This is a genomic window from Streptococcus suis, from assembly GCA_024583055.1.
In the GTDB taxonomy this organism is placed as follows: Bacteria; Bacillota; Bacilli; order Lactobacillales; family Streptococcaceae; genus Streptococcus; species Streptococcus suis_V.
Genome location: CP102145.1, coordinates 592,476 through 608,768, shown reverse-complemented (window position 1 = coordinate 608,768; position 16,293 = coordinate 592,476). Strand labels below are relative to the sequence as shown.

The 16,293-nt window shown below is 44.1% G+C and carries 14 protein-coding genes and 1 pseudogene; 14 read left to right on the top strand and 1 reads right to left on the bottom strand.

Annotated elements, in window-relative coordinates; translation table 11 throughout:
- Positions 1 to 3: 3 nt before the first annotated feature.
- The 5 genes from NQZ91_02955 to holA all read left to right on the top strand — a co-directional run bounded on the left by NQZ91_02955 (position 4) and on the right by holA (position 6,661).
- Positions 4 to 273 (top strand): hypothetical protein, encoded by a 270-nt coding sequence (locus tag NQZ91_02955; GenBank protein UUM58343.1) that lies wholly within the window; start codon positions 4 to 6, stop codon positions 271 to 273.
- A 121-nt stretch (positions 274 to 394) separates the two neighbouring features.
- Positions 395 to 778 carry a PH domain-containing protein gene (locus NQZ91_02950; protein UUM58342.1) on the top strand — a complete coding sequence of 128 codons (384 nt, stop codon included), beginning with the start codon at positions 395 to 397 and terminating at the stop codon, positions 776 to 778.
- A 240-nt stretch (positions 779 to 1,018) separates the two neighbouring features.
- Positions 1,019 to 4,129 (top strand): SH3 domain-containing protein, encoded by a 3,111-nt coding sequence (locus NQZ91_02945; protein UUM58341.1) that lies wholly within the window; start codon positions 1,019 to 1,021, stop codon positions 4,127 to 4,129.
- Positions 4,130 to 4,253: 124 nt separating this feature from the next.
- Positions 4,254 to 5,567, top strand: a complete 1,314-nt coding sequence (locus NQZ91_02940; protein UUM58340.1) for a serine hydrolase — start codon at positions 4,254 to 4,256, stop codon at positions 5,565 to 5,567.
- Between the two features lie 62 nt (positions 5,568 to 5,629).
- A complete protein-coding gene (gene holA / locus NQZ91_02935; GenBank protein ID UUM58339.1) occupies positions 5,630 to 6,661 on the top strand; it encodes a DNA polymerase III subunit delta in 1,032 nt (343 codons plus the stop codon).
- 109 nt (positions 6,662 to 6,770) lie between these two features.
- Here holA and NQZ91_02930 read toward each other — a convergent pair whose 3' ends face one another.
- The gene (locus NQZ91_02930; protein UUM58338.1) at positions 6,771 to 6,878 is read right to left on the bottom strand and encodes a putative holin-like toxin; all 108 of its coding nucleotides are present in this window, start codon (positions 6,876 to 6,878) and stop codon (positions 6,771 to 6,773) included.
- 273 nt (positions 6,879 to 7,151) lie between these two features.
- On the opposite strand from NQZ91_02930, the gene sodA reads away from it, so the two are divergent.
- The 9 genes and pseudogenes from sodA (at position 7,152) to arcC (ending at position 16,219) form a co-directional block, all read left to right on the top strand.
- Positions 7,152 to 7,757: a superoxide dismutase SodA gene (gene sodA, locus NQZ91_02925; protein UUM58337.1), complete on the top strand. Its 606-nt coding sequence runs from the start codon at positions 7,152 to 7,154 to the stop codon at positions 7,755 to 7,757.
- Positions 7,758 to 8,005: 248 nt separating this feature from the next.
- Positions 8,006 to 10,099, top strand: a complete 2,094-nt coding sequence (locus tag NQZ91_02920) for a 5'-nucleotidase C-terminal domain-containing protein (GenBank protein ID UUM58808.1) — start codon at positions 8,006 to 8,008, stop codon at positions 10,097 to 10,099.
- A 177-nt stretch (positions 10,100 to 10,276) separates the two neighbouring features.
- The gene (locus NQZ91_02915) at positions 10,277 to 10,963 is read left to right on the top strand and encodes a Crp/Fnr family transcriptional regulator (protein ID UUM58336.1); all 687 of its coding nucleotides are present in this window, start codon (positions 10,277 to 10,279) and stop codon (positions 10,961 to 10,963) included.
- A gap of 155 nt (positions 10,964 to 11,118) precedes the next feature.
- A pseudogene (locus NQZ91_02910) lies at positions 11,119 to 11,409 on the top strand (helix-turn-helix domain-containing protein).
- Positions 11,410 to 11,412: 3 nt separating this feature from the next.
- Complete coding sequence (locus NQZ91_02905; protein ID UUM58807.1) at positions 11,413 to 11,847, top strand: LPXTG cell wall anchor domain-containing protein; 435 nt, start codon at positions 11,413 to 11,415, stop codon at positions 11,845 to 11,847.
- A gap of 426 nt (positions 11,848 to 12,273) precedes the next feature.
- Complete coding sequence (gene arcA, locus NQZ91_02900; protein ID UUM58335.1) at positions 12,274 to 13,503, top strand: arginine deiminase; 1,230 nt, start codon at positions 12,274 to 12,276, stop codon at positions 13,501 to 13,503.
- A gap of 1 nt (position 13,504) precedes the next feature.
- Entirely contained in the window at positions 13,505 to 13,954 is a 450-nt protein-coding gene (locus NQZ91_02895; GenBank protein UUM58334.1) for a GNAT family N-acetyltransferase, read from the top strand.
- Between the two features lie 132 nt (positions 13,955 to 14,086).
- On the top strand, positions 14,087 to 15,100 hold the full coding sequence (argF, locus tag NQZ91_02890; GenBank protein ID UUM58333.1) for an ornithine carbamoyltransferase: 1,014 nt from the start codon (positions 14,087 to 14,089) through the stop codon (positions 15,098 to 15,100).
- Between the two features lie 171 nt (positions 15,101 to 15,271).
- Positions 15,272 to 16,219 (top strand): carbamate kinase, encoded by a 948-nt coding sequence (arcC, locus tag NQZ91_02885; GenBank protein UUM58332.1) that lies wholly within the window; start codon positions 15,272 to 15,274, stop codon positions 16,217 to 16,219.
- Positions 16,220 to 16,293: the final 74 nt, after the last annotated feature.

The window sequence follows — 16,293 nt, the reverse complement described above, 5'->3', positions numbered from 1 at the left end:
TTTATGGAACGTATATTTTTCATTATTAAACCAGATGCTGTCCAGCATGGGCTGGTGGGGCAGATGATTTCCCGCATCGAGCACCGTGGCTTTACCATTTCTGATTTGAAAATGATGACGGCGACGGAAGACTTGATTGCCGCCCACTATGACCATTTGACGGACAAGCCATTTTTCCCGCAATTGGTGGACTATATGACCAGTGGAACGCTGAATGCTGGTATCAGGTTATTTGTGATATTATTGATGATGAATTGGTTGTACTTGTGGTGACTGTTGGCTATCGTCGTGATGTTTATTAAGTTTGACAGAAGCAAAAACTCTTCTGGGGTTTTTGCTTTTTTTATTCCACATTTTTCGGTAAAATAAGGAAAAGTAAAAAAGGAGTAAACACATGGGTTTGTTTTCAGGTTTGATGGGCAATGCCTCACAGATGAATAATGATAAGGTAGAGCAAGAGTTGGCAGATATCCTTTTGGATGCGGAACAGGTAGAAATGGCCTTTAGTTTGGTTCGCGACCTAATTGTCTTTACCGAGTATCGCTTGATTCTGGTGGACAAACAAGGAATGTCAGGTAAGAAGGTTTCCTACAAGTCTATTCCCTATCGTTCGATTTCACGATTTACGGTTGAAACCTCCGGTCATTTTGACCTGGATGCGGAGTTGAAAATATGGATTTCTTCAGCAGCAGAGCCAGCAGAGACTCTGCAATTTAAGAGCGACAAGTCCGTCATTGCTATTCAAAAGGCCTTGGCGACTGCTGTTTTAGGTAAATAGATAAATGTAGAAAGTGATTTTTGGTTCACTTTCTATTTTTTTATAAAAAATTTAACATTTTCCAGATTTTTTGAGAAATTTTGCGAATTGATAGGTGAAGGGATATTTGGTAATGGTCTGATTATGACAAATGTTACAGAAATATTTCAAAATATTACGTTTTTGTTTTTATTTTTACAAAACCTATGTTATAATAAGAATATAAGTAAGTAAAAATAATTACAAAGGAGGATTAGAAAAATGAATAAACGTTGGTACACTAAGCAAGAGAATCGTTTCTCCATTCGCAAATATTCTGTTGGTGCAGCTTCTGTCTTGCTTGCAACCCTTTCTTTTATGTCTAGCCAAATTGCAGCTGCTGATGAGATTCAGTCAACGCCGCCTAGTGAAGAAAATCCAGTTCTTGTTAGTCCTCCGATTGTGACTAGAGAGGTAGTTGAAACTATTTCGGAGACTACAAGTGCCAGCGTGGCTACAAGCAGCGTAGGGACACAGACGGAGGCTGCTGTGACTGAAGTTCCGACTGTTCAAGTACCAGTGCTTCCTAAGCAAGGGACTTATACATTTACTGAAAAGACTGGAATCAAAAATGAACCTGCCATCGCTAGCCAGGATCAATTTTATTACGATAAGGGGCAAAAAGTCATCTATGATAAGGTTATGACAGCGGATGACTATAAGTGGATTTCCTATGTTTCCTTCAGTGGTACTCGTCGCTACGCCCCTATCAATAAGCTAACAAAAACAGAACCAACGACTACATTAGTTACTGATAAGCCTGTGGAAACTCCGGCAACCAACCAAACTCAAACCGCAGAGACTTCCCTCAAATTAGCTCCTCAAGGTAGCTACACCTTTACCGAGCGTGTAGGTGTCAAACGCGAAGCCAAAATGACCAGTCCAGATGTTGCTTTTTATGATAAGGGCATGAAGGTCAATTATGACAAGATTATCACCGCCGACAATCATCAGTGGTTGAGCTACATTTCCTTCGGTGGCGGCCGTTCTTATATTCCAGTGGCTAAGGTTGCACCTGTAACCACTCCAACCGTTCACAAACCTGCTGAAACTGCCACACCTGTATCAGAACTCCCTAAAGCTGGTACTTATCGTTTTACTCAAGATATGCCTATCCGCAATCAGCCTAAAATGAGTAGCCCAGCGGAATATTTTTATCAAAAAGGTGAGAAAGTCAATTACGATTCAACACTGGTAGCGGATGACCATAATTGGATTTCTTATGTTTCTTACAATGGAACTCGTCGTTACATTGCCATTTCAAAAGTCGCTACACCAGTCACTCCGGTGGTTCAAACTCCACCAACAACCCAAACTGAAACCGCAGAAGCGTTTCTCAAACTGGCTCCACAAGGTAGTTACACCTTTACCGAGCGTGCGGGTGTTAAACGTGAAGCCAAATTGTCTAGCCCAGATGTAGCTTTTTATGATAAGGGTATGAAGGTCAATTATGACAAGATTATCACCGCCGATAATCATCAGTGGTTGAGCTACATTTCCTTCAGCGGCGGTCGTTATTATATTCCAGTGGCTAAGGTTGCACCTGTAACCACTCCAACCGTTCACAAACCTGTTGAAAGTCCAAAACCAGACAAACCAACTGTCACTCCAGGAACATCCCAAACTAAAACCGCAGAAGCGTCTCTCAAGCTAGATCCGCAAGGGACCTACACCTTTACCGAGCGTGCGGGTGTTAAACGAGAAGCCAAATTGTCTAGCCCAGATGTAGCCTTCTATAATAAGGGTATGAAAGTTAACTACGATAAAGTTATCACAGCCGATAATCATCAGTGGTTGAGCTACATTTCCTTCAGCGGCGGTCGTTCTTATATTCCAGTGGCTAAAATAGCGTCTGTAATCCCTCCAACCGTTCACCAACCTGTTGAAAGTCCAAAACCAGACAAACCAACTGTCACCCCAGCAACAACCCAAACTGAAACCGCAGAAGCGTCTCTCAAATTAGCTCCTCAAGGTAGCTACACCTTTACCGAGCGTGTAGGTATCAAACGTGAAGCCAAAATGACCAGTCCAGATGTTGCCTTTTACGACAAGGGCATGAAGGTTAACTATGACAAGGTTATCACCGCTGACAATCATCAGTGGTTGAGCTACATTTCCTTCAGCGGCGGCCGTTCTTATATTCCAGTGGCTAAAATAGCGTCTGTAACCACTCCAACCGTTCACAAACCTGTTGAAAGTCCAAAACCAGACAAACCGGCTGTCACCCCAGCAACAACCCAAACTGAAACCGCAGAAGCGTCTCTCAAGCTAGCTCCGCAAGGCACCTACACCTTTACTGAGCGTGTTGGAGTAAAACGCGAAGCCAAAATGACCAGTCCAGATGTTGCCTTTTACGACAAGGGCATGAAGGTCAACTATGACAAGGTTATCACAGCCGATAATCATCAGTGGTTGAGCTACATTTCCTTCAGCGGCGGTCGTTCTTATATCCCAGTGGCTAAGCTGACTGATAAGGCTGACAAACCAGCAGTTTCAAATCTTTCGACTGAGACACAGGCAAATCAAGCCAAGCTTACCTTCAACGGTCAATACTACAGCGTTGATGGCAAGTACGGTCCAGTTATCATTGTCAATAAACAGCATGGGCTGGCTTCCACCTATAACCCAGGTGAGAATCCGACTGCTCGTAACGCTTATCAGAACTTACGCAATGACATGATTCGCCAAGGATTCAACGTTGGCAAGGCCTACAGTGGCTTCCGTAGCTATGAGACCCAGCAGTCTCTCTATCTGAACTATGTTCAACGTGATGGGCAGGCTGCGGCAGATCGTTACTCAGCTCGCCCAGGTCACAGTGAGCACCAGACTGGCTTAGCCTTTGACCTGACTGATGCTTCAGGCGCTTTATTGACAAATAGCAGAGCAGAGCAGTGGCTCAAGGACAATGCCCACAAGTATGGCTTCGTTGTTCGCTACCTACCAGGAAAAGAAGCAGTGACAGGCTACATGTCTGAGCCATGGCATCTCCGTTACGTTGGTAAGGAAGCCAAGGATATTTACCAATCTGGTCTGACTCTTGAGGAATATTACGGTATTCCAGGGGGAGATTATCAGAAGAAACAAACTGTCCAAGCTAATCAAGCTAACAGTGGTACTACAAATGTCGCTGCTCAGCCATTGCCAGCAAAAGGAACCTACCGTTTTACCAAGGGAGCAGTTGTCCGAAACGCAGCAAAATCTACGAGCCCAGCTCTTTACACCTTCGCAGCCGGTGAAAGCATCAATTACGACCGTGTGGTGAAAGAAGACGGTAAAACCTGGTTATCCTATATTGCCTATAGTGGAAATCGTCGCTATGTTCAAATTGCTTAAATGAGCTAGAACCTTTTCCAAAACTCACTTGTTCAGCATAATTCAAGTGAGTTTTTTCATCTCTTTTTACAAATGAGGCTTTTCTATGCTATACTAGTAAGGGTAAATTCGAGACGGAGGAATCATGAAAGAGGTTATTAGTTTAGTATTGTTGGTTTGTTGGTGCTTCACCCCCCTACAGTCTGTTTTGGCTGCAGAGTCAATTGTAGACATTGCCAAGGCGGCAGGTTATCCAGCTAGTGAAGAGACTGCGCCAAAGAGCTCTATTGTTATCAATGCAGACAATGGTCAGATTTTATGGGACGACAATGGAGATTTAGTGCGCGATCCAGCAAGCACGAGCAAGGTAATGGTGGTGTATTTGACTCTAGAAGCCATTAGTCAGGGAAAAATTACCCTAGACACAGAAGTGGTTGCGACAGAGCAAGACCAGGCTATTGCCCAAATCTATGCCTTGAGTAATAATAATATCCTTGCAGGTGTTAGTTACAAAGTCAGAGAGTTGCTGACTATGACCCTGGTTCCCTCGTCCAATGTGGCGACACTGATGTTGGCACATTTGATTTTTGAAGGGGATGACGCTGGATTCCTTACATTGATGAATGATACGGCCCAGGCTCTGGGAATGAAGAATACGGTATTTTACAACGCGACGGGGGCTATTACAGAGGCCTATGAAGGTTTATATGCTCCGGAGGGAGTTGATCAAAGCCTGGCCAATGAATCAACCGCTAAGGATTTGGCTATTCTTGGCTATCATATGATTAAACGCCACCCAGAGGTTCTGGAATTCACAAATGCGACCAAGGTGACAGTCAAAGAAGGTACTCCGAATGAGGAATCGTTTGAGGCCTATAACCACTCTCTGCCTGGTGATCCTATGGGAATTGAAGGGGTAGACGGTCTGAAAACGGGCTCTAGCCCAAGTGCTGGTTACAATTCGATTGTCACTGCTAAACGGGGTGATACCCGCCTGATTACGGTAGTTCTAGGAGCGAGCGAGTGGGGCGATCCAGAGGGTGAATTTGTTCGACATTATTATGTCAATGGCCTCTTGGAAAAAAGCTTTGCAGACTACAAACAAGCAACGGTTCTTGAACCTGGGAAACACACTGTAAATGGTGAGGAAATCCGTATTGAACAGCCCTTGACCGGTTTGGTTAAGGAGGGGGAAGAGCCAAGTCTGACTATTGAAAACAATAAGGTCTTGCTTGCAAATTCTATTGATTCAAGTAAGGGAGTAGACATTGTCGAAGAAAAACCTGTGGTAGATACGGTTCTTGAAACGACTAATTCCCTCATTTCCTCTCCGCTAATGCCTTATATCCTCTTGGGACTGGGAATTTTCTTTGGTCTGTTGGTGCTCCTTTTTATCATTTCACGCATCAAGAAAAAACGCCGGAGGGTGCGTGCTGGTGGCCGACGAGGGTCTAGATAGTAAATATGATATCGAGGGGGCTAAGTAAGCCTCCTTTTTCATCTACATGGTATAATATTCCTATGACAGTTATTGAACAGATTGAAACAGTAAAAAAAGATAAATTGGGCTTACTGACGGTGCTCTGCGGTGAGGACGTGGGTCAATACCAGATAGCCAAGGACCGCCTGCTGCAACAGTTGGAGTTTGACCCGGCGGACTTGACCTATGCTTATTTTGATATGTCTGAGGCGGATTACAGCCAGGTGGATTTAGATTTGGTGTCCCTACCCTTTTTCTCGGATGAGAAAGTGGTCATTTTGGATTATTTTGCGGATATTACGTCTGATAAAAAGCGCTATTTGACGGATGATGAGCTCAAGCTTTTTGAGGGGTATTTGGAAAATCCGGTTGAGACGACGCGTTTGGTCATCCTAGCCCCTGGTAAGCTAGATAGCAAGCGCCGTTTGGTGAAAATTCTCAAACGAGATGGACTGATTCTGGAGGCCAATCCTCTCAAGGAAAATGATTTGAAGGCTCATTTTCAGAAAGAAATTGGTCGCCTGGGGCTCAATCTAGATGCCCAGACCTATCACTATCTCTTGGTCAAATCCAATTTTGAATTTGCTGAAGTCAGTAAAAATCTAGTCTTTCTCCAATCCTATAAGGGGCAGGAGCAGATTTCACAGGAGGACATTGATGCGGCTATTCCTAAGACCCTGCAGGATAATATTTTCGACCTGACCCAGCTGGTCCTCCAGTCTAAGATGGATGAGGCAAGGAGCCTGGTGCGGGACTTACGCCTGCAAGGGGAGGATGAGATTAAACTGATTGCGATTATGCTGACCCAGTTTCGAACCTATCTGCAGGTGCAAATCATGCAGGAGCAGGGGCGGAGTGAGCAGCAGATGGTGGCGGAATTGTCTGAGATTTCGGGGCGCAAGGTCAATCCTTATCAGATTAAGTTTGCCCTGCGTGACTCAAGGCATCTGTCGGTAGGCTTTCTCAAGAAGGTGGTGCGCTTGCTGATTGAGACGGATTACCAAATAAAGACTGGAGTCATGGACAAGGATTACCTGTTTGACTTGGCCCTGCTTAAAATCGCTACGAGTTGATTTGAGGCAATGGAGATGATAAAACTTGAAAAAAAGAAGTCATAAGTTATAATAAAAATATAAAAGGAGTTAGCTCCAACTAACTCCTGCGAAAATCCGTTTAAGACGGTTATTTCTTTTTATCTGTAAGCAGGTTTAGCGCTATGACAAGTGTTAATAGGTTGATGGTAAAACCGCCAAACTCTAGCATCACTTGCAAAGCCTCTGCTGTGGACAAAAGTTGTTACTCATTTCTAATAGGATTTTATTGGCTATGTGCATAGGCATCACCGTACTTTCAAAAATAATTAAAGGGGATTGTAGAAGCAGTCCCTATCTCCCGCCATCACAATTGTAATAACGGGTAGAAAATAGTTATTGATGTTTTACTATCTAATATACTGTCTCATTCTGCTCAAAATCGCTACGTCGTGATTTTCAGACAAATAAATTGAAAAGGCTGCCAGAAAGCGGTAAAATAAAACTATCAAATTGATAGGAGAATTCGATTATGGCAATTATTTTACCAGACCTACCTTACGCTTACGACGCTTTGGAGCCACACATTGATGCAGAGACAATGACGCTTCACCATGACAAGCACCATGCGACTTATGTGGCAAATGCCAATGCAGCGCTTGAGAAGCATCCTGAAATCGGTGAAGACTTGGAAGCTCTTCTTTCAGATGTTGAGTCTATTCCAGCGGACATCCGTCAAGCCTTGATCAACAATGGTGGTGGTCACCTCAACCACACGCTTTTCTGGGAATTGCTTTCGCCAGAAAAAACAGAAATTTCAGCAGAATTGGCAGCGGATATCGATGCAACATTTGGTTCATTTGATGCCTTCAAAGAAGCTTTCACAACTGCAGCAACAACTCGTTTTGGTTCAGGTTGGGCTTTCTTGGTTGTTAACAAAGAAGGCAAGTTGGAAGTTATTTCAACAGCCAACCAAGATACACCGATCATGCAAGGTTTGAAACCAATCTTGGCCTTAGATGTTTGGGAACATGCCTACTACCTCAACTACCGCAACGTTCGTCCAAACTACATTAAAGCATTCTTTGAAGTCATTAACTGGGACAAAGTAAACGAGCTTTATAAAGCGGCTAAATAACAGACAGAACAAGTGGGGAAACCTGCTTGTTTTTTGTTGTATGATAGTTCATGCTCCTAGAAACAAAATCTCGAATGAAATAAGAAATTCACCTCAGTTTTCAAATTATTTCTGATTTTTTTCACCACAATTTCACATAAAGCGAACATTTATCGTTATTTTTATAAAAAACGTTGTTTTATCTTGCCTTTTGCTTAGAATAGGATTATGATAATTATATAAAAATAATATAAGAACAAGGAGTCATTCTGATGAAGAATATTCGTTTGAAGTCTAGTATCTTGGCCTTGGTAGCTGGTTTTAGTGTGGCAGCTACGCAAACCACCCTGGCAGATGAGTTGGCTGTGCAAATCATGGGTGTCAACGATTTCCACGGTGCATTGGATACAACTGGTACAGCTCGTTTGGAGGGGGAAACTGTCCGTAACGCTGGTACAGCGGCCTTGCTAGATACCTACATGGATGATGCTCAAGTAGAATTTGAAGCAGAAGCAGCAGCTAAAGAAATTCCAGCGGAATCTATCCGTGTTCAGGCTGGTGATATGGTTGGTGCCAGTCCAGCCAACTCAGGCCTCTTGCAGGATGAGCCAACTGTCAAAGTCTTCAATGAAATTGGCGTTGAATACGGAACTTTGGGTAACCACGAGTTTGACGAAGGTTTGGCAGAATTCGACCGTATCGTGACTGGTCAGGCCCCAGAAGCTGGAAAATTCAACCCAATCGTGGATAGTTATGACCGCCAGGCTTCTACGCAGGAAATTGTCATCGCAAACGTGGTAGATAAGGCAACAGGCGAAATTCCATTTGGCTGGAAACCATATGCTATCAAGACCATTCCTGTTAATGACAAAGTTGCCAATATCGGCTTTATCGGTGTGGTAACAACAGAAATTCCAAACCTTGTCTTGAAGGCAAACTACGAACAATATGACTTCCTTGACGAGGCAGAAACCATTGCCAAATATTCTAAGGAATTGAACGACCAAGGTGTCAAGGCGATTGTTGTTCTTGCCCACGTTCCCGCTACAAGTAAGGAAGGTGTGGCAGCTGGTGCAGCAGCGGATATGCTGGAAAAACTCAATAGCCTCTACCCAGAAAACTCAGTGGACCTTGTCTTTGCGGGTCATAACCATGTCGCAGTAAATGGCACAGCGGGCAATACCTTGATTGTCCAAGCAACTTCACAAGGTAAGGCCTTTGCGGATGTTCGTGCTATCTATGAGACAGACATCGCAGACTTTGTGGCTATTCCAACGGCGACTATCAAGGCAGTAGCACCTGATCAAAAAACACCGTCCGCAACCATCCAGGCCATTGTCGATGAGGCAAATACCATCGTCAAACAAGTGACAGACAAGAAAATTGCGACTGCGGCGTCTACAACAGCCATTTCTCGTGAAGTTAATGAATTCAATGAAAGTGCAGTCGGAAATCTGGTGACAACTGCCCAGCTGGAAATCGCTAGAAAATCTGGCTACAATGTTGATTTCGCCTTTACAAATAACGGTGGTATCCGTGCAGACTTGGCTGTTCAAGAAGATGGTACAGTGACGTGGGGTGCTGCACAGGCTGTTCAGCCATTTGGAAATATCCTTCAAGTTGTGGAAATGACAGGTGAGCAAATTATCACTGCCCTTAACCAGCAGTACGATGAAGGTGAAAAATACTTTCTTCAAGTGTCAGGTCTTAACTACATTTACACAGTAGCGGACAATCCAACGGAAGAAAATCCATATAAGGTAGCCAAAGTCTTCAAGGCAGATGGTAGTGAATTAGTGCCAACTGAGACCTATCAATTGGTTATCAATGACTTCCTCTATGGCGGTGGCGATGGTTTCTCTATCTTCAAGGAAGCAAAATTGATTGGGGCCATCAATCCCGATACTGAAGTCTTTGTTGAATACCTGTCAGACTTGGAAAAAGCTGGTCAGAAAATCACTGCTCAAATCTATGGTCGTAAGAAATTTATCGAGAAAGAAGAGCCAGCTCCAATTGAGGAAGAAACTCCACCGTCAGACCCAACTCCTCAGGAGGAAACAGAGAAGCCAACCCCAGAAGACCCAACTAATCCAAAACCAGAACAAAAACCAACTCGACCAACCGACCCAATCATAGACCCAACCCCAGAAGACCCAACTGATCCAAAACCAGAACAAAAACCAACTCGACCAACCGACCCAATCATAGACCCAACCACAGAACCAAAGCCAACTCTAGCTAGCAAGGAAGAGAAAACATTGCCAAACACTGGTCAATCTGACTTGACAGCTCTCCTTATCAGCTTGGGTGGATTGGTATCACTGGGTACAGCTGTTTCAATTAAGCGTAAAGAAGTTCAATAAGCTCCTTACACTTGATAGCAAGCGGGATTCAATCCTGCTTGCTTTTTGTGTATTCCTTTTCAAAATTAAGGATATTTTGATATAATGAATAGAGGGATTGCTAAAAATTAAGCTAAATGATACCGGTGTCACCACGTGGATGTTCAATAGCCGTAGAGAAATAGGATGAGGAGTGCCATGATTACAACTGACCAGTATATGTACCTGAAAAATCATCCAAGCTTTAATCAGCTGTCCGTGGAGCATTTTGATCAGCTGGCCAAGGAAATCCGGTTTCGGAAGATTCCCAAGGGTCAGGTCATTTTCTATGCGGAAGACAAGCGTGACTATCTCTTTGTCATCGGCAAGGGTTATGCTCGGATTGAGCAGTATGATGAGACGGACACTTACAGCTACCTAGATTACATTCGGCAGGGCGGTTCATTTCCTTTTGGAGATATGTTTCAGGACAAGACCTACCATTATACGGCCATTGCCATCACGGACTTGGAGTACTTTATTATTCCTATGGCTCTTTATGAAAAGTATTCCATGCGCAATCCGAGGCAATTGGTCTATATCAACAGAAAATTGTCCAATATCCTGCGTTTTCAGGAGCTGCGTTTGCGCAATGCCATGGTGTCAAAGGCCAGTAGTCGAGTGGTTCAGGTCCTAGCCTTACTTTACTGGGATATGTGCCGGCGAGAGTCCTTGGAGGATTTACAGTTTGACATTAGTATCCAAGAGATTGCCCGCCTGGCGGCTACGACTAGGGAAACTGCTAGCCATGTCTGCAAGGAATTAAAGGAAGCTGATAAAATCGCTTACGGCCACAAGCGCCTGACCTACAAGGATGTTCCTTTCTTTCTCAAAAGTTTAAATTAGTTGATTCTCCTTCATAGACAAGTCCGTTGGGCTTGTCTTTTAGTTATTGTAAACTATTACATAAAAATCCCACGTTGTAAAATGAAGTGCAAGAAAAAAGACAAGTTCGTCTGATATACTAGAATTCCCCAACTCAGCATAGAAAGCAGATGAACATGTCCAACACTCATTCTACCAGAAAAACATCCTATTCTCATCTCTCAGCCACAGAACGTGGTGAAATTGCTGCTTATCTTAAAATGGGAAAGAAACCAATTGAAATCGCTCGACTTCTGGGTCGTCACCGGTCTACAATCTGTCGAGAAATCAAACGCGGTTCAGTAGATCAGGTACAGGATAAGAATGGGAAACGAACTTATTTCAGCACCTATTTCGCTGATAGTGGACAACGTGTCTATGAAACCAATCGCCGAAAGTGTTCTTATCTCAAGTTGAATGATTGCTCCGCGATGACTGTTCCTGCAGATTCAACATTACCAGGTGAAGGTGGCGATGTCCCAGTTATTCCACACGTTCCAGCTTATGTTTCGGTTAATCCAGGTGCGAATGAGCCGTTGAAACCAGTAAATCCAGAAGATCCATCTAAAGGCTACATTCCACCAGTTCCAGGAAAGCCAGGTGAAGATACACTTATTCCTTATGTACCAGTTAAGGATGATGGTCAACCAGGAGAGCCAGGTACTGATGATAAGCCAGGTGGACCAAATGGTGGCGATAACAACCCAGGCGGTAACAACCCAGGTTCCGACACTCCATCACAACCATTTACAGCTGGACAATTGCCAAACACTGGTGAATCTTCATCAGTAGCAGGTGTTCTCGGAGCAGCAATGCTGGTTGCATCCCTTGGCCTTGCAGGCAAACGCCGTCGTCGCGAAGACTAGGCAACAACTTCCCATCTTAGCATGGGGATCATTGAGTAGGAGCAGTCAGCCCTATCTGCTGAGGGCCCTCTCCTCTTGATTATATTAAGCTTCTTATGATGTGATTGGAAACGTCCTCCCTCTTAACCAATCGCATCTGTAGGAGATAGACTCTATTGTCAAAACTGATAGGAGAGTTTTTTTGTTACTTTTAACAAAAAAATAAATATTGATTACATTGCTAAAATGGTAGAAATATTGATTATTTGGCCGCATTTTTGCATAAAAATCTACCATGTCTCCTGAAAATGAGAAATTCCTCTCATATTGATTGCTAAAAACTTCATGATTGCATCCGCTTTCTTTGATAAAGTATAGGTGAACAGGCGAGGAAATACTTACTCAACCTTGCCACAAAGAAAAAAATATATAATAGGAGGTACTGAGATGTCTACACATCCCATTCACGTTTTTTCAGAGATTGGTAAACTGAAAAAAGTTATGTTGCACCGGCCAGGTAAGGAACTTGAAAACTTGATGCCGGACTATTTGGAGCGCTTCCTCTTCGATGATATTCCATTCTTAGAAGAAGCTCAGAAGGAGCACGATGCTTTTGCTCAAGCCCTGCGCGATGAAGGAGTAGAGGTTCTCTATCTGGAGCAATTGGCAGCGGAATCCTTGATTAGCCAAGAAGTTAAGGAACAATTCATTGATGAATACCTGAATGAAGCAAATATCCGCGGACGTGCAACCAAAAAAGCCATTCGCAAGTTGCTCTTGGCGATTGAGGACAATCGTGAGTTGATTGAAAAGACCATGGCAGGTGTGCAGAAGTGTGAATTGCCAGCGATGCCTGAGGAAGAAACTGGTTTGACAGACTTGGTAGAATCCAGCTATCCATTTGCCATTGATCCAATGCCAAACCTTTATTTCACTCGTGACCCATTTGCGACTATTGGTAACGCGGTGTCTCTTAATCACATGTATGCGGAGACTCGTAACCGTGAAACGCTTTATGGAAAATATATTTTCACCTACCATCCTGACTATGCAGGTAAGGTGCCATTGGTTTACAATCGTGATGAAACCACTCGTATCGAGGGTGGTGACGAGCTTGTCTTGTCTAAAGACTTGTTGGCGGTTGGTATTTCTCAGCGGACAGATGCGGCTTCGATTGAAAAACTGCTCATCAATATCTTTGAACGTGGCGTTGGCTTCAAGAAAGTGATTGCCTTTGAATTTGCCAATAGCCGTAAGTTCATGCACCTGGATACGGTCTTCACCATGGTGGACTATGATAAATTTACCATCCACCCTGAGATTGAAGGAACCCTGCGTGTCTTCTCTGTGACTTATGAAAATGAAACCCTGCACATCGAAGAAGAGCATGGTGATTTAGCGGAAGTATTGGCAAGCAATCTGGGTCTTGAAAAGGTTGATTTGATTCGTTGCGGTGGCGGTGACTTGGTTGCTGCTGGTCGTGAGCAATGGAATGATGGTTCCAATACCTTGACTGTGGCACCTGGTGTGGTTGTTGTTTACAAGCGTAATACCATCACCAATGCGATTTTGGAATCCAAGGGACTTCGCTTGATTAAGGTCAGCGGTAGTGAATTGGTTCGTGGTCGTGGTGGTCCACGTTGTATGTCAATGCCGTTTGAGCGGGAAGATATTTAAGATGAAGAATGAAAAACTTGTGGTCGGCTCGCAGGCCTGGGAACGGGCATGTTCCATCTATGTGCGATTCCAAGTTTTTGTCCTGGAGCGCTCGATTCATCTCGAAGATGAATTTGATAGCCATGATCAAGAAGGACGTGTCTATGCGAATCTCTTGATTGATGAAGAACCTGTCTCAACTGGTCGCTTTCTTCCAATAGGTTCAGGGAGAGCGCGGTTGACACGGATTGCTACCTTGGCCAGTCATCGGGGTAAGGGGGGCTATGCTAGAAGTATCATCATGGCCCTGGAAGACTATGCCAGAGAGGCAGGTATTCACCACTTGGATATCCATTCGGAGCTGACGGCTAAGACCTTTTATGAGTCTTTGGGATATGTGGCCAGTTCAGTGCTTTACCAGGAAGATGGGGAATGGTGCCAGACCCTGTCAAAACGATTAGACAATTATTAGAATCTATATTCACAGCTCGGCACCTGAACTAAGGCAGTTTTTATGAAATACAGTCAGTATTCCAGCAAAAAACTATCTCTTATCTACATTTACCTCACTTGTGAATACAGCTTTTTAGAAGAGGAAAGACAAATGACAAATATTTTCAAAGGAAGACATTTCCTAGCAGAAAAAGATTTTACACGCGCAGAATTGGAATGGTTGATTGATTTTGCGGCACACTTGAAGGATTTGAAACAGCGCAATATTCCGCATCGTTATTTGGAAGGGAAAAATATTGCTCTCTTGTTTGAAAAAACGTCCACTCGTACCCGTGCGGCCTTTACAGTAGCTTCCATTGACCTGGGTGCTCATCCAGAATATCTGGGTGCCAACGACATTCAATTGGGCAAGAAAGAGTCAACTGAGGACACCGCAAAAGTTTTGGGCCGGATGTTTGACGGGATTGAATTCCGTGGCTTTAGCCAAAAAATGGTCGAAGAATTGGCAGAATTCTCTGGCGTACCTGTCTGGAATGGCTTGACCGATGCTTGGCATCCAACACAGATGTTGGCCGATTATTTGACCGTCAAGGAAAACTTCGGTAAGTTGGAAGGCGTGACTTTGGTTTACTGTGGCGATGGCCGCAATAATGTTGCTAATTCTCTCTTGGTGACTGGTGCTATTCTGGGTGTTAATGTGCATATTTTCTCACCAAAAGAACTCTTCCCAGATGAAACAGTCGTGGAATTGGCGCAAGGATTTGCCAAGGAAAGTGGCGCGCGTATCCTGATTACGGATGATGCGGACGAAGCAGTTAAGGGCGCAGATGTCCTTTATACGGACGTTTGGGTGTCTATGGGTGAAGAAGCTAAGTTTGAAGAACGTGTGAAAATGCTCAAACCTTACCAAGTTAACATGGATTTGGTGAAAAAAGCTGGCAACGAAAATCTCATCTTCTTGCATTGCTTGCCTGCCTTCCACGATACCAATACCGTTTATGGCAAGGATGTTGCTGAGAAATTCGGCGTAGAAGAAATGGAAGTGACAGACGAAGTCTTTCGCAGCAAATACGCTCGTCATTTTGACCAGGCTGAAAACCGCATGCACACAATCAAAGCAGTCATGGCTGCGACCTTGGGTGATCCATTTGTGCCAAGAGTGTAATATAGAAGTATAAAATTGCTTGCTTGCCAATCTCCGAGATATTGGAGGTTGAGAAGTAGGTTGATGAAATGACAGCAGCAGTGGGTGGGCTGGCTTTTGACGAGTCAGTCCTCCCTTCAAGAGAATCGTGAAAACGGTTTCCTAAATAAAAGAGAGGAGTGATTTTGCTCTATGGCAAATCGTAAAATTGTCGTGGCTTTGGGCGGAAATGCCATTCTATCATCCGATCCATCAGCCCAAGCCCAGAAGCAGGCCTTGGTTGACACAGCCAAGCACCTGGTTAAGTTGATAAAAAATGGTGATGACTTAATCATCACACACGGAAATGGTCCGCAGGTAGGCAATCTGCTGTTGCAAAATTTGGCGGCTGATTCTGAGAAAAACCCTGCCTTTCCACTGGATAGCCTGGTGGCCATGACCGAAGGCTCTATCGGCTTTTGGTTGCAAAATGCCCTGGAAAATGAGTTGGCCAAGGAAGGCATTAAGAAGGATGTCGCTTCAGTAGTGACCCAGGTCATTGTTGACAAGGCAGACCCTGCTTTTGAGAATCTGACCAAGCCAATCGGTCCCTTCTATACAGAAGAGGAAGCCAAGGCTGAAGCGGAAAAAACAGGAGCAACCTTTAAGGAAGATGCTGGTCGTGGTTGGCGCAAGGTCGTTGCCTCACCAAAACCAATTGGTATCAAGGAAATCGGAACCATCCGTACCCTCTTGGATGCGGGGGAAGTGATTATTGCCGCAGGTGGTGGTGGTATTCCGGTCATTGAGGAGGCTGATGGCACCTTGACAGGGGTAGAGGCTGTTATTGATAAGGATTTTGCCTCTCAATGTCTGGCTGAACTGGTCGATGCAGATCTCTTTATCGTTCTGACAGGTGTGGACTATGTCTATGTTAACTTTAACAAACCAAATCAAGAGAAGTTGGAGCGCGTGACGGTGGCAGAATTGGAAGAATACATCAAACAAGGCCAATTTGCACCAGGTTCTATGCTGCCTAAGGTAGAGGCGACGATTGCCTTTGTCAATCATAAGCCAAGCTCCCAGGCAGTTATCACCTCTCTTGAAAATCTTGGTGCCTTGATTGAATCAGAAAGTGGCACCATCATTGTCAAAAGTTAAGCAGTAAATGAAAAGGAAGAGGGCCTAGCCAAGGGTAATTGTGAGGACTTGATTTCGGACTATGTTATAATAAC

Bases quoted from the DNA above. Each gene is read 5' to 3' on its own strand.
- NQZ91_02950 (UUM58342.1), top strand. From the start codon at position 395: ATGGGTTTGTTTTCAGGTTTGATGGGCAATGCCTCACAGATGAATAAT.
- arcC (UUM58332.1), top strand. From the start codon at position 15,272: ATGGCAAATCGTAAAATTGTCGTGGCTTTGGGCGGAAATGCCATTCTA.
- NQZ91_02955 (UUM58343.1), top strand. From the start codon at position 4: ATGGAACGTATATTTTTCATTATTAAACCAGATGCTGTCCAGCATGGG.
- NQZ91_02940 (UUM58340.1), top strand. From the start codon at position 4,254: ATGAAAGAGGTTATTAGTTTAGTATTGTTGGTTTGTTGGTGCTTCACC.
- NQZ91_02895 (UUM58334.1), top strand. From the start codon at position 13,505: ATGAAGAATGAAAAACTTGTGGTCGGCTCGCAGGCCTGGGAACGGGCA.
- NQZ91_02945 (UUM58341.1), top strand. From the start codon at position 1,019: ATGAATAAACGTTGGTACACTAAGCAAGAGAATCGTTTCTCCATTCGC.
- holA (UUM58339.1), top strand. From the start codon at position 5,630: ATGACAGTTATTGAACAGATTGAAACAGTAAAAAAAGATAAATTGGGC.
- NQZ91_02915 (UUM58336.1), top strand. From the start codon at position 10,277: ATGATTACAACTGACCAGTATATGTACCTGAAAAATCATCCAAGCTTT.
- NQZ91_02905 (UUM58807.1), top strand. From the start codon at position 11,413: ATGACTGTTCCTGCAGATTCAACATTACCAGGTGAAGGTGGCGATGTC.
- argF (UUM58333.1), top strand. From the start codon at position 14,087: ATGACAAATATTTTCAAAGGAAGACATTTCCTAGCAGAAAAAGATTTT.
- sodA (UUM58337.1), top strand. From the start codon at position 7,152: ATGGCAATTATTTTACCAGACCTACCTTACGCTTACGACGCTTTGGAG.
- arcA (UUM58335.1), top strand. From the start codon at position 12,274: ATGTCTACACATCCCATTCACGTTTTTTCAGAGATTGGTAAACTGAAA.